This window comes from Streptomyces sp. NPDC041129, assembly GCF_055592265.1.
This window is the reverse complement of sequence record NZ_JBVIYV010000003.1, coordinates 485618-501878: the sequence shown is the minus strand read 5'-3', so window position 1 is coordinate 501878 and position 16261 is coordinate 485618. Positions and strand designations below refer to the sequence as shown.

13 protein-coding genes are annotated in these 16261 nt (G+C 72.9%); 6 read left to right on the top strand and 7 right to left on the bottom strand.

Going from position 1 to position 16261, the window contains the following annotated elements; all coding sequences use genetic code 11:
• Positions 1–101: 101 nt before the first annotated feature.
• The gene (locus ACZ6B1_RS15155) at positions 102–1823 is read right to left on the bottom strand and encodes a fatty acyl-AMP ligase (RefSeq protein ID WP_468778424.1); all 1722 of its coding nucleotides are present in this window, start codon (positions 1821–1823) and stop codon (positions 102–104) included.
• Between the two features lie 459 nt (positions 1824–2282).
• Here ACZ6B1_RS15155 and ACZ6B1_RS15150 point away from each other — a divergent pair, with 459 nt between their 5' ends.
• Together ACZ6B1_RS15150 and ACZ6B1_RS15145 are read left to right on the top strand one after the other, a co-directional pair.
• Positions 2283–3377 (top strand): baeRF3 domain-containing protein, encoded by a 1095-nt coding sequence (locus ACZ6B1_RS15150; RefSeq protein WP_468778422.1) that lies wholly within the window; start codon positions 2283–2285, stop codon positions 3375–3377.
• A 71-nt stretch (positions 3378–3448) separates the two neighbouring features.
• Complete coding sequence (locus ACZ6B1_RS15145; protein ID WP_468778419.1) at positions 3449–4474, top strand: Gfo/Idh/MocA family protein; 1026 nt, start codon at positions 3449–3451, stop codon at positions 4472–4474.
• 8 nt (positions 4475–4482) lie between these two features.
• On the opposite strand, the gene ACZ6B1_RS15140 is transcribed toward ACZ6B1_RS15145, so the two are convergent.
• Positions 4483–4896 (bottom strand): SsgA family sporulation/cell division regulator, encoded by a 414-nt coding sequence (locus ACZ6B1_RS15140; protein WP_468778417.1) that lies wholly within the window; start codon positions 4894–4896, stop codon positions 4483–4485.
• 349 nt (positions 4897–5245) lie between these two features.
• On the opposite strand from ACZ6B1_RS15140, the gene ACZ6B1_RS15135 reads away from it, so the two are divergent.
• Positions 5246–6676, top strand: coding sequence for a PP2C family protein-serine/threonine phosphatase (locus ACZ6B1_RS15135; protein WP_468778413.1), 1431 nt, complete (start codon positions 5246–5248; stop codon positions 6674–6676).
• A gap of 29 nt (positions 6677–6705) precedes the next feature.
• On the opposite strand, the gene ACZ6B1_RS15130 is transcribed toward ACZ6B1_RS15135, so the two are convergent.
• Complete coding sequence (locus ACZ6B1_RS15130) at positions 6706–8199, bottom strand: DNA-binding protein NsdB (protein WP_468778411.1); 1494 nt, start codon at positions 8197–8199, stop codon at positions 6706–6708.
• A gap of 266 nt (positions 8200–8465) precedes the next feature.
• Between ACZ6B1_RS15130 and ACZ6B1_RS15125 the strand changes: the two genes are divergently transcribed.
• Complete coding sequence (locus ACZ6B1_RS15125) at positions 8466–9611, top strand: aminoglycoside phosphotransferase family protein (RefSeq protein ID WP_468778410.1); 1146 nt, start codon at positions 8466–8468, stop codon at positions 9609–9611.
• A gap of 300 nt (positions 9612–9911) precedes the next feature.
• Positions 9912–11882 (top strand): N-acetylmuramoyl-L-alanine amidase, encoded by a 1971-nt coding sequence (locus ACZ6B1_RS15120; protein WP_468778407.1) that lies wholly within the window; start codon positions 9912–9914, stop codon positions 11880–11882.
• Between the two features lie 9 nt (positions 11883–11891).
• On the opposite strand, the gene ACZ6B1_RS15115 is transcribed toward ACZ6B1_RS15120, so the two are convergent.
• From ACZ6B1_RS15115 to ACZ6B1_RS15100, 4 genes are all read right to left on the bottom strand, one after another.
• Positions 11892–12389, bottom strand: a complete 498-nt coding sequence (locus ACZ6B1_RS15115) for a hypothetical protein (RefSeq protein WP_468778404.1) — start codon at positions 12387–12389, stop codon at positions 11892–11894.
• A 122-nt stretch (positions 12390–12511) separates the two neighbouring features.
• Positions 12512–13414, bottom strand: coding sequence for a universal stress protein (locus ACZ6B1_RS15110; protein WP_468778403.1), 903 nt, complete (start codon positions 13412–13414; stop codon positions 12512–12514).
• A gap of 157 nt (positions 13415–13571) precedes the next feature.
• Positions 13572–13814, bottom strand: coding sequence for a DUF397 domain-containing protein (locus ACZ6B1_RS15105; protein ID WP_468778401.1), 243 nt, complete (start codon positions 13812–13814; stop codon positions 13572–13574).
• A gap of 92 nt (positions 13815–13906) precedes the next feature.
• Complete coding sequence (locus ACZ6B1_RS15100) at positions 13907–14761, bottom strand: alpha/beta fold hydrolase (RefSeq protein ID WP_468778399.1); 855 nt, start codon at positions 14759–14761, stop codon at positions 13907–13909.
• A 202-nt stretch (positions 14762–14963) separates the two neighbouring features.
• On the opposite strand from ACZ6B1_RS15100, the gene paaK reads away from it, so the two are divergent.
• Positions 14964–16259, top strand: coding sequence for a phenylacetate--CoA ligase PaaK (gene paaK, locus ACZ6B1_RS15095; protein WP_468778397.1), 1296 nt, complete (start codon positions 14964–14966; stop codon positions 16257–16259).
• Positions 16260–16261 lie beyond the last annotated feature (2 nt).

Genomic DNA, 16261 nt, shown 5'->3' with positions numbered 1-16261 from the left:
CGGCGAAGTAGGGGGCGTACGCCCCTGGCCGGGGCCGTGCGGCAGCGGCCGGGGCGTGCCGGGCCGCCGGCGCCGGTTCGGGCGCGCCGGCGGCGGCGGTCTCACACGGCGGGCTCGGTCACCACGGCGAGCGTGCCCCCGAGGTACGCGCCCCGGGTGGCGCGGCGCTGGATCTTCCCGCTGGACGTCTTGGGGATGGTGCCGGGCCGGACCAGCACGATGTCGCGCAGCGACAGGCCGTGCGCCTCGCCGACGGCGGCCCGGATCACATCGGTGATCTTCTCCGACTCACCGGCGCTGTCCGGGGCGATCTCGGCGACGATCACGGGCCGTTCGCCGTCGGCCCCGGCGTCCACGGAGAACGCGGCCGTGCAGCCGGGGCGCAGCGCCGGATGGGTCAGTTCGGCGGTCAGCTCCAGGTCCTGGGGGTAGTGGTTGCGGCCGTCGATGACGATGAGGTCCTTCAGCCGGCCGGTGACGAACAGCTCGCCGTCCCGCAGGAGGCCGAGGTCGCCGGTGCGCAGGAACCGGCCGTCGTGTCCCGCGAGTTCGGCCCGGAAAGTCTGGCGGGTGGCGAGCGCGTTGCGCCAGTAGCCCTTGGCGACGCCGGCTCCGCCGACCCAGATCTCGCCGACCTCGCCCTCGGGCAGCTCCTCCCCGTGCTCCGGGTGGACGACCGCCACGGTGACCCCGGGGCCGGGCCGGCCGCAGGCGACGGCGGCCGCGTCGGCCTCCCCCGCGTTCGGCGTCCCGTCGGCCGCGGGGAGCAGGGTCGGCGGGACGCCCACGGTGCCGCCGGTGACCATCAGGGTGGCCTCGGCCAGGCCGTAGCAGGGGTACAGGGCCTCGCGGCGGAAGCCCGCCGCGCCGAAGGTGTCCGCGAACCGGCGCAGGGTGGCCGCGCGGACCGGCTCGGCGCCGTTGAAGGCGACCTTCCACGAGCTGAGGTCGAGGCTGCCGAGGAGCTCCGGGTCCGCGTGCCTCAGGGCGAGTTCGTAGGCGAAGTTGGGGCCGCCGCTGGTGTGCGGGCGGTAACGGCTGACGGCGGTGAGCCAGCGGGCCGGCTGCTGCAGGAAGTGCAGCGGTGAGAACAGGGTGGCGGTGGCGCCGAGGTAGACCGTGTTGAGGACCGGGCCGATGAGGCCCATGTCGTGGTAGACGGGCAGCCAGCTGACGAACATCTCGTGGTCGTGGGCGGCCATCGCCTCGGGCGTGTGGCCCATGCGCTCGGTGATGACCGCCTCGTTGTCCAGCAGGTTGCCGTGGGTGACGGCGACCCCGCGGGGCGCGGAGGTCGAGCCGGACGTGTACTGGAGGAACGCGACGGTTTCCGGAGTGAGTTCGGGTGCGCGCCAGCCGGCGGCCGCGTCGTCGGGGATGTCCTCGGTGGCGACGCGGGCGATCCGGTCGAGCTCGGGGAGGTGCTCCGCCATGCCGTCGAAGGCTGCGAGCACGCCGCGGTCGCCCAGCACCACCTTGGCGTCCGCGTCCGCCATCAGGCGCTTCATCCGGGTCAGCGCGCGGTGGTTCCTGGCGCGGCCCTGCGGGGGTACGCCCGGTACGGCGATCACACCGGCGGCGAGGCAGCCCAGGTACGCGCTGATGAACTCGAGGCCGGGCGGGTACAGCAGCATGGCCCGCGAGCCGGCCAGCCCGCGCTCCTGGAGCCAGGCGGCGACGGCACGGGAGCGTACGGCCAGTTGGTGGTAGGTGAGTTCCTGGATCTCTCCGTCGCAGTCACCCGTGACGAGGTGACGGTACGCGGTGCGCTCGGGGTGGTTCGAGGCGTGCGTGGTCAGTAATTCGACCAGGGATCGTGCCATGGGACGAGTCTCACCTGTCTGAATAGGTGGCGAGGAGAAAGGAGTTCGGTGGCGTCGCGCGCACACCCGAAAGCCCGCCGTGACCCGGCCTCGTTGCCGGGTCGTCGAGCTCGACCCTTCGCACAAGGACGCCGTGGTCCGACGGCTCCTCGCGGTCCCCCCGCAGCAGTTGCTACCGACAAGTAGCACCATAGCAAGTGTGCTTGGCCGCAATGCCGACCGCACGTAAACGCTTCGTATCCAAGCACCTCGGCCGGAACGGCGTTGATGACGGCGGCGTGAACGGACGCCACCCGGCGGCCCTCCGGCCGCGACGACGGCGAGGCGGGGCTCCCGTGCCCGCTCCCGCCGTCACGCAAGGGCCTCTCACCGGACGCGTCCGGTCCGCCACACAGCGCAACCCGACGCCACCCTTTCGGCCCAAGTGCCGGATATGTGAAACCGCCCTATCGTTCTGTCATGGAGCACGCACTGAGTCCCGCAACCCTCGCCGAACTGCGGCGCCCGCGTCCCTACCCGGCGGTGTCCGTCCTGACGCCGACACACCGCCGCGAACCCGAGAACGGGCAGGATCCCGTACGGCTGCGCAACGTGGTCGCCGAGGCAAAGAAGCGGCTGGAATCCGACCCCTCGGTCACCCGGGAGCGGCGCGCCGAGGTCGTCACCCAGCTCGACCGCGCGCTGGCGGAAGTGGATCTGGCGCATGCCGAGGACGGTTTGGTGATCTTCGCCGCCCCGGGGGAACACCAGGTCTGGTCCCTGTCCCGCACCGTCCCCGAGCGCGTGGTGCTCTCGGACACCTTCCTCACCCGCAACCTCGTCTCCGCGCAGGTCGCGGAGCGGCCCTTCTGGGTCATGTCGGTCTCCGCCGACCGCGTCACGCTGTGGAGCGGCGGCGAGGAACGGGTGGTCGAGGACCGCACCGGCGGCTTCCCGCTGATCCGCAGACAGGAGAACTTCGACGCCGAGCGCGAGATGCAGCGCGGCGACCTCCCGAGCACCTTCACCGACGAGGGCACGCGCCATTTCCTGCGCGAGGCGGACACCGTGATGAGCACGGTCCTGCGCGACCAGCCCCGCCGGCTGTACATCACCGGCGAGGACGCGGCGCTGTCACTGCTGGCCGAAGTCGGCCAGGTCGCCGCGAGCGCGGTCCACGTACGGCACGGCGGTCTCGCGCACGCCGGACCCGAAGCGGTGTGGCAGGCGCTGCGGCCCGTGCTGCGCGAGGAGGACTGGAAGGGCGCCGACCTGGTCGTCGGGGAACTGGTCTCCGCCCGGGGCCGGCGGAACTTCGCGGCCGGGGTGGACGAGCTGTGGCAGAACGCCCGGGAGGGCCGGGTGCGGCTCCTCGCCGTCGAGGAGAACTACCGCACGACCGTCCGCGACGACGGCGGCCACCTCGTCCCGGCCGAGCCCGGTGACATGGACGCCCGGGACGACATCGTCGACGAGATCGTCGAGCGGTGCCTGGAGACGGGCGCGGACGTGCGCTTCGTGCCCGACGGCACACTGGGCGACGCGGGCGGGATCGCGGGGGTGCTGCGCTACTGAGGCGCCCCACGGACAGCGCTTGCCCGGCGGCGTACGCTACGGCGTGATCGTCGGCGGGAGGGAGCGCGCGCATGGGTGACCTGCTGGGTGTGGCCGTACTGGGTGCGGGACACATGGGAGCCGACCACATACGGCGCCTGGACCGGGTCGTCAGCGGCGCCAGGGTGGCCTCCGTCGCCGACCCCGAGCCCGAGCGGGCGGAGGAGGCCGTCGCCGGTATCGACGGCGTCACCGTGCACACGGATCCGGTGGCCGCGCTGGACGCGCCCGGCGTCGCGGCCGTGCTGATCGCCTCCCCCGGACCCGCGCACCAGGAGGCGCTGCTGGCGGCCTTCCGGCGAGGGCTGCCGGTGCTGTGCGAGAAGCCCATGGTGCCGGACCCGGCGGGTGCGCTGCGGGTGGTCGAGGCCGAGGCCCGGCTCGGCCGCCGGCTGGCGCAGGTCGGCTTCATGCGCCGCTACGACGCCGAGTACCGCCGGCTGAAGTTGCTGCTCGACGGGGGCACCCTGGGCCGTCCGCTGATGCTGCACTGCACGCACCGCAACGTCTCCTCGCCCGGTCACTTCACCAGCGCCATGCTGATCAACAGCTCCGTGTCGCACGAGATCGACGCGGCCCGCTGGCTGCTCGGGCAGGAGCTGACGGCGGTGACGGTGCTGCGTCCGGCCCCATCGGCGGGCGCGCCCGAGGGCCTGGCCGATCCGCAGTTCGTGCTCTTCGAGACCGAGCGCGGCGCGCTGGTCGACGTGGAGGTCTTCGTCAACTGCGGCTTCGGCTACCAGGTGCGCTGCGAGGCCGTGTGCGAGACGGGCAGCGCCCGGATCGGCGACGAGCACTCCATGGTCGTCACCACCCGGGGCGGCGCGGGCGAGGAGGTGGCGCAGGACTACCTGGTCCGGTTCGCCGACGCCTACGACCGTGAGGTGCAGGCGTGGGTGGACGCCACCCGGCGCGGCGAGGTCACCGGCCCGGGCGTCTGGGACGGCTACGCGGCCTCCGTCGTCGCCGAGGCCGGGGTCCGGGCGCTGGAGACCGGCGGCCGGGTGGCCGTCGAACTCGCGCCGCGCCCGGCCCTGTACGCCGGCGCCGGCCGCTGACCCCACGCTCAGACTCCGTCGAACAGGCTGCTCAGCCCCCGCTCCACGACCGCCGCCAGATCCTCCTGTCCGGCCGGTACCAGGGCGTGGCTGTTCAGCAGGAAGCGGCGCAGCGCCGAGGTCGGGAACTGCAGCAGGGCGAGGCCGCTCGGCGAGTGGAACTCCAGGACCGTCCGGGTGCGGCCGTACGGCCATATCCGCACGTCGCCGTGGCCCGCCGGGGCCCGTAGTCCCTGGTCCAGCAGCGACCGGGCGAAGGTCCAGGTGACCTCGTCGCCCACCAGGGTGGCCTCGGGCGGGAAGTCCACGAAGACGGCCAGTGGTTCGTCCGCCGTGTAGCGCAAGGTCGCCGACACGGGGAGCTCCCGGTCCTCGGCGGTGATGAGACGGGCGTGGGCGGGCTGTTCGACGATGAGGTCCATGCAATTAAGGAGTCGGCGAAGGCCTTTCACAGGACGTCAATTCCGGACAGAATTGATGCGCGTCGAACAGCGGGCGCCGCATTGGAACACCAGAACGTCGAACACGCGGATGAGCGACTCGGAAACCCTTCGCCATGACGCAAGTCCCGTAGTTCGTCTACGACTTGCTCCCCTGTTCGCGTACGCCGTACGTACCCCAGGAACTCTCCGGGAAGACTCTGGCATATGCCGGAAGCACCACCGTATCGTGTGTTGCCGAATCCCTTACAGGGCGTCGCGGGCTGTGCAACAGTCATAGCGGTCCCTCCGTCCTTCTTGGCCGTACCGTCCCCTCCCATCGGAGTGCGTCATGCCGTCCCCAGTCTCCGCGGACCGCTCAGCCGCCCAGCCGCCAGGGCGCGGCTCGGTCGAGGCGTTGATAACGCAGACACGGCGGCTCAAAGGCGACATGGTCGCCGTACGGCGGGACACGCGGAACGACGGATCGGACCCGGAGGAGCGCTGGCAGCGGGCTCTCTACGACCTCGCACTGCACCAACTGGACGACCTCGACGCGCACTTGGCGCAGCTCCGGGACGGCCCGGTGCCCGCCGAGGCCGAACCGGCCGAGGCTCCGGCCGTCCGGCCGGCACCGGCCGGCACCACGCCGGGCTCACTGCTCAGCAGGGTCGGCAGCGCGGAGTGGAACTTCCTGACGGACGAGGCGAGCTGGTCCGGAGAGCTGTACGAGATTTTGGGCCGCGACCCGGCCGCGCCCGCGCTCACCCTGGACGAGCTGCCCTCCCTGGTCGTGGACGAGGACCGGCCGAAACTGACCGCGATGGTGACCGACTGCCTGGTGGACGCGCGGCCCATCGACGGCGAGTTCCGCGTCGTACGGCCGGACGGCTCGGTGCGGACGGTGCACATGATGGGCGAGCCCGTACTCGGCCCGGACGGCGGCACCACCTCGATGTGGGCCGTGCTGCGGGACGTCAGCGAACTGCGCCGGCACCGGCGGACGGTGCGGGAGAGCCACGACTCGCTGCGACACCACCGCACCCGGGCACAGACCGAGCACCGGCTCGCGGTCGAGCTGCAGGAGGCCGTGCTGCCGCCCTGGCGCGGCTCGCTGCGGCTCCCGCACCAGGGGCCCCGCACCCTCGACCTGGCCGCACACCACCTGCCCGCCGCCGCCGGCACGCTGATCGGCGGCGACTGGTACGACGCGCTGGAGCTGGCCGACGGCGCCACCCTGCTCAGCGTCGGCGACCTCACCGGGCACGGTGTCGCGGTCACCTCCGGCATGGCGATGCTGCTCGGCGCGGTGCGTGGTATGGCCATGGCAGGCAGCCGCCCCGGCGAACTGCTCTCCATGCTCAACCAGTTACTGGACGCCACCGTCCAACCCGCCCTCGGCAGCGCCGTCTGCTGCCACTACCGGCCCGAGGACCGCACCCTGGTGTGGGCGCAGGCCGGACACCCCGCCCCGCTGCTGTACCGCGACGGGACGGGGAGTCCGCTGAACGCGCCGGAGGGCGTCCTGCTCGGCGCCACCACGGGCGCCGTCTACGGGCAGGCCGAAGTCACCCTGGAACCCGGTGACCTCGTACTGCTGCACACCGACGGACTCGTACCGGGCCACAGCTCCACGAGCGCCATGGACCGTCTGCTCGACCTCGCTCCCCGCTTCGACGCGGCGCGCACCGCGCAGGATTGTGTACGCACGGTCGTCGAGGAGTTCGGCGGAGCCGAGCGTGAGGACGACGCCTGCGTCCTCGTGGCCAGGGTGACCGGCTGACCGGCTGACCTGACGCGGCGCATCGCCCCCTATGCCGGTGCGCCGCCGTCGCCCCTGCTCCTCGGCTTCGGCAGGGCGAGCTCGATCTCCTCGCGCAGCTCGTGGATCCTCGGGTAGCCGGCGTACTCGGCGGTGAGCCGGTACATCTCGCGCAACCGGTCCCATGTACGCCGGGAGGAGTTCGAGCCCATCGACATCAGGGCCAGTCGTGCGTAGCGGTCGGCCTGTTCGGGGTCGTCGGCGATGAAGCAGGCCGAGGCCATGGAGAGATGGTCGAAGATCTTCGACCGCTCCCGGCCGTCCACCCGCAGGGCCAGGGCCTTCTCCGCGTAGTGCTGCGCGTGCACGGCCGCGCCCGGGTCGAACTCGGCGAGGGTGCGGTAGGCGAGGGCCTGCATGCCGTACAGATCCTCGTCCTTGAAGGTCTGCATCCAGCCCGGCTGTGCCGCGTCCTGCCGGTCGGAGACGAACAGGTCCTCCGCCTGGCCGAGCGTACGGCGCATCGCCTGGCCCTTGCCCATCGACGCCTGCGCCCAGGCCTCGATGGTGTGGAACATCGCCTTCGTACGCGGCTGGAGCCGCTCCCCCGCCCCGGACTGGGCGAGTTTCATCAGGTCCAGCGCGTCGTCGGGCCGGCCGAGGTGCACCATCTGGCGGGCCGCCCGGGACAGCGCCTCCCCGGCGCGGGGCCGGTCACCACCCTCACGGGCGGCGTGCGCGGCGATGACGAAGTACTTCTGGGCCGTGGGCTCCAGGCCGACGTCGTGCGACATCCAGCCCGCCAGGACGGCGAGGTTGGCGGCGACGCCCCACAGGCGCCGCTGCAGATGGGGTGGATGGTGGTAGGCGAGCATGCCGCCCACCTCGTTGAGCTGGCCCACGACCGCCTTGCGCTGGAGCCCGCCGCCACGGGCCGCGTCCCAGGCCCGGAACACCTCTACGGAGCGCTCCAGTTCCTCGATCTCCTGCGACCCGATGGGGGCGGCCTCGTAGCGGTCGTACCCAGCGGGGTCGGCGTGCAGGGGGTCGTCGACGACAGGGGCGTCGGCCTTCAGGGCAGGGTCGGTGTGCAGCCAGTCGTGCATGGCACTGCTGAGTGTGGATCCCGCGGCGAGCGCTGCACCCGCGCCCACCAAGCCGCGTCGGTTGAGCATGAGGTCCATTCCCGTGAATTCGGTGAGGACCGCGGCGGTACGTTCGGGCGCCCACGGCACACCGTCGGGATGTTCCTCGATCCCGTCGCCCTGCCGTCTTCCCGCACGCCCGTGCCGTACCAGACCGAGGTCCTCGATGGTCACGACACGGCCGAGACGCTCGGTGAACAGCGCCGCCAGCACCCGCGGTACCGGATCGCGCGGGATCTCTCCCGTGTCGATCCAGCGCCGCACCCGGGAGGTGTCGGTCGACAGCTGGGGGTGGCCCATGGCCGCCGCCTGCTTGTTGACCAGCCTCGCGAGTTCTCCCTTGGACCAGCCGGCCAGGCCGAACAGGTCCGCAAGGCGGGTGTTGGGTTGTCCGCTCACGTCAAGCCCCCAGGTTCTCGGCTGACTTGACAGTAGCCCCGTGCAGGTTGCCGGGCGACTATTCGCCAGGCTTCGCCAGGGTGCGCCAGATGGTGTGCCACTGGGCATCGGGTGTCGAGTAGGAACGCGCCACCCCGCCCCGGCCGTCACCATCCAGAGCGGGCCCACTCCCCAGGGTGTGCCCGGGCGGCCGGGCCGGGTGGGCGCACACACAGCGCGGATGTACAGGCAGGCACCGCAGGCACACGAAGGGATCTGTATCTCCCATGTACGCAGCATCATCCTCCGTGTCCGCTCCGCCCCGGCCGCTGCGACCCCGCCCGGCGGGCGGCGGACCCTACCTCGACCCGGCGGCCCGGCCGGCGGCTCCGGTACTGGGCGCGGGCCGGCCGCGGCGCGTTCCCGGGCAGCCCGGCTCCCAGCCGCTCAGCGGCAGACTCGACCTCTCCGGCCCGCAGGGCGCGCAACTGCGCACCGCGCTGTCCTCGGTGCACCGGATCTGCCCGGAGTTCGCCCCGGTGCAGGTGCTGCGCCGCAGCGGACGCTCGGTCCTCCTGGTCGGGACGACGGGACGCAGCACGGCCGTGGCCAAGTGTCTGCTGGACCAGTCACCGGCCTGGGCAGAGCGGTTCCGCCACGAGATAGCGGCATACCGCTCGTTCGTCCGGCACCGCCCGCCCGTGCGCGTGCCGAGGCTGATCGCGGCGGATCCGGACAACGGCACCCTGGTGATCGAGCGCATGCCGGGCCGGGTGGCCGCGCTCCAGCGGCATCCGGTGGAGGCCCCGCCCCGGCCGGACATCCGGGCCGCGCTCGGCGCGATCTGCCGGCTGAACGCCTGGCGGCCCCCGGCGGGCACCTTCGACGCCCCGCTGGACTACGCGGCGCGCATGGCCCGGTACCACGAGCTGGGTCTGCTGACCGACCGGGATCTGGGCGATCTGCAGAAGCTGCTGCACGGCATCGCGCACGCGGCGGGCCGCCAGGGGATGGGCCAGTTCTGCCACGGCGACGCGTTACTCTCCAACATCCTTCTCTCACCGGCCGGTCCAGTGCTGGTGGACTGGGAGCACGCGGGCTGGTACCTGCCGGGGTACGACCTGGCGACGCTGTGGCTGGTGCTCGGGGACGCACCGGTGGCACGGCGTCAGATCAGCCAGATCGCCCAGTCGGCGGGGCCGGCTTCCCGGGACGCGTTCCTGGTGAACCTGATGCTCCTGCTGACCCGTGAGATCCGCACCTACGAGACGGCCGTGCAGCGTTCGATGCACGAGGCGCCCCCGGCGGCACCGGGCACGGCCCTTCCGGGCGCCGCGCCGACCGGCGAGGAACAGCGGCTGCTGCTCAGGCGGCTGCACGACGACTGCCAGCTGGCCCGCCGGGCCGTGCGCGCGGCGGTCGGCACTCGCTGACGCGGGACGGAGGTCCGCGGGGCGCCCGAAGCGGCGGCGCACCGCGGACCTCCGTGTATACGGCCTTCGCCCGGAGCCTTTCCACTCCGCGGTCCCCGCCCCGCCGGACACTCCCACTGGTGTACGCCACTGACGCCCCGCAGGCCCGTGCACCGCTGCGGCGAAACTCGCCGAATACCTCCGTGACATGGGAAATCATCTCCGCGAAGGCATCATTGACGGATCGTCGGCAAGCCGGTACCACTGACCAAGCTCGGCCCCGCACGCCCCGCCATGACCCGCCTGTCACAGGAGTCCGCATTGCGAGGATCCGCCACCGACCCCACGTCCACACCCGGCCGGAGACATCCCCGGCGCACGGCCGTCACCCTGGCCTCCGCGGCTCTGCTGCTGCCGTTGCTCGGCGTGGGTCCGGCCCAGAGCGCCCCCGAGTCCTCCGCCGGCGAGCTGCGGAGCGCGTTCGCCACCGCGGCCGCCGAGTACCACGTACCGCAGAGCGTCCTGCTGGCGGTCTCCTACCTCCAGTCCCGCTGGGACACGCACGCCGGGGCGCCCAGCGTGACCGGCGGTTACGGTCCCATGCACCTCACCGACGCGCGCACCGCGCTCGCCACGGCCGAGCACTTCGCCGAGGGCTCCGAGGACGCGCGTGGCGACGGTGCCCGCCCCGCTCTGCACCCGGACGTCCAGGTGCCCGCGGGCTCCGCACTGCCGGCCCGTCTCAGGACGCTGCCCCGGGCCGCCGAGCTGACCGGCCTGCCGGCGGCCGAGCTGCGCACCGACCCGGCGGCGAACATCGCCGGCGGTGCCGCACTGCTCGCCGCCGCGCAGAAGGAACTGGGCGAGCCGCTCGGCGCCGACCCGGCCGGCTGGTACGGCGCGGTGGCCCGCTTCTCCGGCGCCGACGACACGGCGACCGCTGCGGCGTACGCGAACGACGTCTACGACGTGCTGCGCACCGGCGAGGAACGCGTCACGGACCAGGGCCTGCGGGTGGCACTCGCCGCTCAGCCCGAACTGAAGCCGGACACGGAGCAGTTGCAGCGGGCCGGGTTGCGCACGGCCCCGGCGGACGACGTCGAGTGCCCGAAGTCGGTGTCCTGCGAGTCGGTCCCGGCGCCGTACGAGGAGTTCGGCGACAACGACTACGGCAACCACGACCTGGGCGACCGTCCGCCGTCGCAGCGCGTCAAGTACATCGTCATCCATGACACCGAGGGCTCCTGGGACGGGGTCATGAAGCTGATCCAGGACCCCACCTACGTGTCCTGGAACTACACCATCCGCTCCACCGACGGTCTGATCGCCCAGCACGTGAAGGCGAAGGACGTGGCCTGGCACGCGGGCAACTGGGACATCAACGCCCGGTCCGTCGGGATCGAGCACGAGGGCTTCCTGACCTCGCCGGACGCCTGGTACACGGAGGCGATGTACCGGTCCTCGGCGCGGCTGGTGAAGTACCTGTCCCGCAGCTACGGCATCCCGCTGGACCGGCAGCACGTCCTGGGCCACGACAACGTGCCCGGCCCGACGGCCGCCACGGTCCCCGGCATGCACACCGACCCGGGCCCGTACTGGGACTGGCGGCACTACTTCCAGCTCCTCGGCCACCCGTTCAAGCGCACCGGCGGCAAGCACTCCTCGCTGGTGACGATCCTCCCGGACTACGACGCCAACCAGCCAGTCTACACCGGCTGCGCCACCAAGGGCGAGCCCTGCGCGGCGCACGGCTCCAGCGAGGTGCGGCTCTACTCGGACCACGACGAGAGCGCCCCGCTGATCCAGGACATCGGCCTCGGCACGACGCCGACCGACGGGGTCAACGACCTGTCGTCCCGGGTCTCGACCGGTCAGCGGTTCGCCGTCGCCGACCGCTGGGGCGACTGGACGGCGATCTGGTACCTCGGGCAGAAGGCCTGGTTCCACAACCCGCGCAAGCAGCCCACGGCGGTGCGCGCCGCGGGTCTCGTGGTCACCCCGAAGGACGGCTCGGCGAGCATCCCGGTGTACGGCAGGGCGTACCCGGAGAAGGAGGCCTACCCGGCGGGGGTGCCCGCGCAGTCGGTGGTGCCGCTGAAGTACACGATCCCGGCCGGGCAGAAGTACGCGGTCGGTGACCTGGTGCCCGGCGAGTACTACTACGCGGTCACCTTCACCCCCGACTCGCACCGGGTCGTGACCGGCAAGGACCTGTACTACGAGATCCAGTACGGGCACCGGGTGGCGTTCGTGCGCGCGGCGGACGTCACCGTGGCGGGGGCGACCCGCTAGGGCCTGCCGTCAGCCCTGCTGGAAAAGCTCCGCCGGGAGCGGCTTCAGCAGGGCGTACAGGTCGTCGGTGATGGGGCGGTCCCAGGCGGCGATGGTCACCAGGACGCCGTCGCTGCGGTCGAACTGAACGCAGGAGATCCGGCCTTCGGAGAGCTTCAGGCGCCGCACGATCAGCAGGTTGTCGCCCTGGAGGACCGGGGTGTCCTCGGTACCGACGACGGTGACCTCCTCGTCGTTCTCCAGCGCCAGCAGCAGCTGGGCCACCTCGAAGGGGATCTCGCCCTCGGTCACCTCGCGGGCCGGCGAGCCCTCGGGGAGATTGCCGATGATCATGGCGGGGCCGCGGCCGCCGAAGAGGTCGTAGCGCAGGAAGACGCCCTGGCAGGACCCGTCGGGGGCGGGCAGCAGGCCCGCGCCGAGGTTGCCCGGCCAGTCGCCCGGGTCCATGGCCAGCACGTCGAATTCGGGTCCGGCGGGAGTGGCGCTGCGGCGGCGGAGGAACGACATGCGGCAATGGTACGTGCACGCGCGCGTCCGCCGCCGTGCGGGCGCCCGCACGACAGGACCCGGATTCCCCCGGCCGGCCTGGATCTTTCGTACCGACCGGGCGGCTCGCGGCAGCGGGGGCGTCACTCCTTCGGTGGTGCCGGCGGGACGACCGCGATCGGGCACGCCGCGTGCAGCAGGACGGCCTGGGTGACCGAGCCCATCATGCGCGCGGGCGCGAGCAGGCGCCGCCGGTGGCGGCCGACGACGACCAGGGCGGCGTCCCCGGACGCGGTGACGAGATGGCCGGCGGCGTCACCGGGCAGGACCCGGACCTCGGTGTCGACGCCGGGGTGCCGCTCGCGGTGCGGGGCGAGGAAGCCCTCGACGAGGGAGCGGGTCTCCTGCTCGACGGCGGCCTGGCCGACCGGGGGCGGCACCGTCTGGCCGGGCGCGGACCAGGTCTGCGCCGGCCACGGGTAGGCGGCGATCACCTGGACGCGGGCCCGGAGCAGAGCGGCCTCGGTGAAGGCGAACTCCAGGCCGGCCGCGTCGGGGCTGTCGGCGTGCAGGCCGAAGACCACCCGGGTGCCGGGGCCGGCGGGGCCGCCTTCGGGGATCTCGCGGCCGGGCCGGGGCACGATGACCACAGGGCAGTCGGCGTCGCGTGCGGCGGCGAGCGAGTTGGAGCCGAGCAGCAGGCTGGCGAAGCCGCCCCGGCCCCGTGAGCCCAGCACCAACAGCTGTGCGTCGACGCCGAGTTCGGGCAGCACCGCGCCGGGCACGCCCTCCACGGCGACGTACTCGGCGGCCGGGGCGTCCTTGCCGTCCCGCAACCGGGCGCGCACCTCGTCGAGCACCGGGTCGCCCTCCGCGTCGGGCGGCCCGGCGACGAGGACGTCGGCCTGTCCCCAGGCGGCGTACTGCCGGACGTGCACCACCCGCAGCGGTGCGGCGCGGCGCCGTGCGGCGTCCACGGCCCACTCCAGGGCCCGCCCGCTGTCGTCGGAGCCGTCGACCGCGGCGATCACCGGCGCAGTGCTCATCCTTGCCCACCTCCGGAACGCGACCTTTCCCGTGCTGGGGCCAAGCCTCGCGTAGGCCGCGGCCCCGGCAGGGCGCTGCGGGTCGCGTGTCCGGAATTCGGCGGGGAACACCCCCGGATCGGCGTGCGGTGGGTGACGGGCCCGGTGGGTGACGGGCTCAGGTGAGGTCGAACTCCCCCTCGCGCGCGCCGGAGACGAAGGCGCCCCATTCCGCGGGCGTGAAGATCAGGGACGGGCTCTCCGGGCGGTCGCTGTTGCGCATCGCGATGAATCCCTCGACGAAGGCGATCTGCACATCGCCCAGTCCTCGGCTGCTGGACTGCCACTCGGCCCCGCTGAGGTCCAGCTCCGGCTTGTCCCAGCCCACGAGCGGCTGCTGCTGGGTGATGGTCTCGGCCACGTCCCTGCTCCTCCCGGTTCGTCGTCCGCGGGCCAGCCTAGCGACCGGTTCCCTGGGCGGACAGGCCACGTGAGGAGGACTTTCGGGTCGCCTCACCGGGACGGCACACCGTCTTCCCCGAGGAACGCGAGGAGGCGGCGGACGAAGTGCCCGGGGTCGTCCAGCCAGGGGTAGTGACCGGCGCCGGGCTGGACGCTCACCTCGGCGCCGGGCAGGGCCTCGGCGAGCCGGCGGGCCAGGGCGGGGCGGGGCCCGCCGTCGTACTCGCCCGCGTGGATCAGGACCGGGGCGGTGAGGGCGGCGAGCGCGGCCCGGGTGGCGTCCGGGGTGAAGGCGCCCTCGGCGAAGTAGTGCTCAGCCGCCGCGTCGTTGGTCTGTGCCTCCTCGGGCTCCGCGTGCGCCCGGGCCGTGTCGTCCCAGCGGCCGTAGAAGAACGGCAGGAACACCTCGTCGAAGTCGGCGTCCCCCGCGAGCCATGCCTGGTAGGCGGGGAAGGCCCGGCCGAACCACGGCTCGTCCGCCCGCAGCCGGGCGGCGGCGAGCCGGTCGGCGGGCGCGGCCCGCATGCCGAGGGCGGAGGGGTTGGGGGTGATCAGCGCCAGCCGCCGGATCCGGTGGGGGTGGCGGGCCGCGTACAGCAGGGCGAGGCTGCCCGCCGCCGAGTGGGCGAGCAGGTCCATCCGCTCCAGGCCCAGGTGGGCCCGCCACCGCTCCACGTCGTCGACCATGCGGTCGCAGCGGTAGGTCGCCGGATCGGCCGGTGCCCGGGAGTCGCCGGTGCCGCGCAGGTCGAGCAGGGCCAGCCTTCGGTGCGCGGTGAGGCCGCCCAGGTCGCCGAGGTAGGCGGAGGCGCGCATGGGCCCGCCGGGCAGGACGGCGAGAGGCGCGCCCTCGCCCCTGAGGTGGTAGGCGAGCACGGTCCCGTCGGCGGCGGTGAAGGTCGGCATGCGGTGATCATTCAGGCCCGCCCCGCCCGGCCGCAACGCCTTTGCCCGGACGGGGTGCTCAAGCCCCGCGCGGCCCCGCCCGGAAAAATTCGGGCCCACCTCTTGCCTGCCGGCCGGACGGCCTGAATTACTGGCCTCGACCGAATCGACCGAATGATCGGTCGCCCGGAATGTGTGGCTGGCTGGTGAGGGAGAAGTCCCGATGGCGGATGCGACGGACCTGCTCGACGCGGGCGAGAAGCTCGGTCCCGAGGAGCTGCGCGCGCTCCAGCTCGAGCGGCTGCGCGCCTCGCTGCGGCACGCCTACGAGAACGTGCCGTTCTACCGCGAGTCCTTCGACAAGGCCGGCGTCCGCCCGGAGGACTGCCGTTCGCTCGCCGACCTGGCGCACTTCCCCTTCACCACCAAGGCCGATCTGCGCGAGCAGTACCCCTTCGGCATGTTCGCCGTGCCCCGCGAGCGCGTCCGCCGGCTGCACGCCTCCAGCGGCACCACGGGGCTGCCCACGGTGGTCGGCTACACGGACAACGACCTCTCGGTGTGGTCCGACATGGTCGCGCGTTCCCTCCGGGCCGCGGGCGCGCGCCCCGGTGACACCGTGCACGTCGCCTACGGGTACGGGCTGTTCACCGGCGGCCTGGGCGCCCACTACGGTGCCGAGCGCCTGGGCTGCACGGTGATCCCGGCGTCGGGCGGCATGACGGCTCGCCAGGTCCAGCTCATCCGGGACCTGGAACCCGGCGTCATCATGGTCACCCCGTCCTACATGCTGACGCTGCTGGACGAGTTCGAGCGGCAGGGCGTGGATCCGCGCGGCACCTCGCTGCGGGTGGGTGTCTTCGGCGCGGAGCCCTGGACGGAGCGGATGCGGCAGGAGATCGAGGAGCGGTTCGCGATCGACGCCGTCGACATCTACGGGCTGTCCGAGGTGATGGGTCCGGGGGTCGCGCAGGAGTGCGTCGAGACCAAGGACGGCCTCCATGTGTGGGAGGACCAGTTCTATCCGGAGGTCGTCGACCCGATCACTGGCGAGGTGCTGCCGGAGGGCGAGCGGGGCGAGCTCGTGTTCACCTCGCTCACCAAGGAGGCCATGCCGATCGTCCGGTACCGGACCCGGGACCTGACCCGGCTGCTGCCCGGTACCGCCCGGGTGTTCCGGCGGATGGAGAAGGTCACCGGGCGCAGCGACGACATGGTGATCCTGCGCGGGGTGAACCTGTTCCCCACCCAGATCGAGGAGATCGTGCTGCGCACCCCCGGTGTGGCGCCGCACTTCCAGTTGCGCCTCACGCGAGAGGGCCGCCTCGACGCGCTCACGGTGCGCGCCGAGGCCCGGCCCGGCGCCACGCCCGAGGCGCGGGAGGCGGCGGCCCGGTCCATCGTCGCGGCCGTGAAGGACGGGGTCGGTGTGTCCGTGGGGGTGGAGATCGTGGAGCCGGACTCGCTGGAGCGGTCGGTGGGCAAGATCCGCCGGATCGTCGACCTGCGCCCGCGCTAGGG

Excerpts from the sequence above, each read along its gene's own strand:
- ACZ6B1_RS15135 (WP_468778413.1), top strand. The coding sequence starts at position 5,246 with ATGCCGTCCCCAGTCTCCGCGGACCGCTCAGCCGCCCAGCCGCCAGGG.
- ACZ6B1_RS15115 (WP_468778404.1), bottom strand. The coding sequence starts at position 12,389 with ATGTCGTTCCTCCGCCGCCGCAGCGCCACTCCCGCCGGACCCGAATTC.
- ACZ6B1_RS15125 (WP_468778410.1), top strand. The coding sequence starts at position 8,466 with ATGTACGCAGCATCATCCTCCGTGTCCGCTCCGCCCCGGCCGCTGCGA.
- ACZ6B1_RS15150 (WP_468778422.1), top strand. The coding sequence starts at position 2,283 with ATGGAGCACGCACTGAGTCCCGCAACCCTCGCCGAACTGCGGCGCCCG.
- ACZ6B1_RS15155 (WP_468778424.1), bottom strand. The coding sequence starts at position 1,823 with ATGGCACGATCCCTGGTCGAATTACTGACCACGCACGCCTCGAACCAC.
- paaK (WP_468778397.1), top strand. The coding sequence starts at position 14,964 with ATGGCGGATGCGACGGACCTGCTCGACGCGGGCGAGAAGCTCGGTCCC.
- ACZ6B1_RS15110 (WP_468778403.1), bottom strand. The coding sequence starts at position 13,414 with ATGAGCACTGCGCCGGTGATCGCCGCGGTCGACGGCTCCGACGACAGC.
- ACZ6B1_RS15145 (WP_468778419.1), top strand. The coding sequence starts at position 3,449 with ATGGGTGACCTGCTGGGTGTGGCCGTACTGGGTGCGGGACACATGGGA.
- ACZ6B1_RS15140 (WP_468778417.1), bottom strand. The coding sequence starts at position 4,896 with ATGGACCTCATCGTCGAACAGCCCGCCCACGCCCGTCTCATCACCGCC.
- ACZ6B1_RS15100 (WP_468778399.1), bottom strand. The coding sequence starts at position 14,761 with ATGCCGACCTTCACCGCCGCCGACGGGACCGTGCTCGCCTACCACCTC.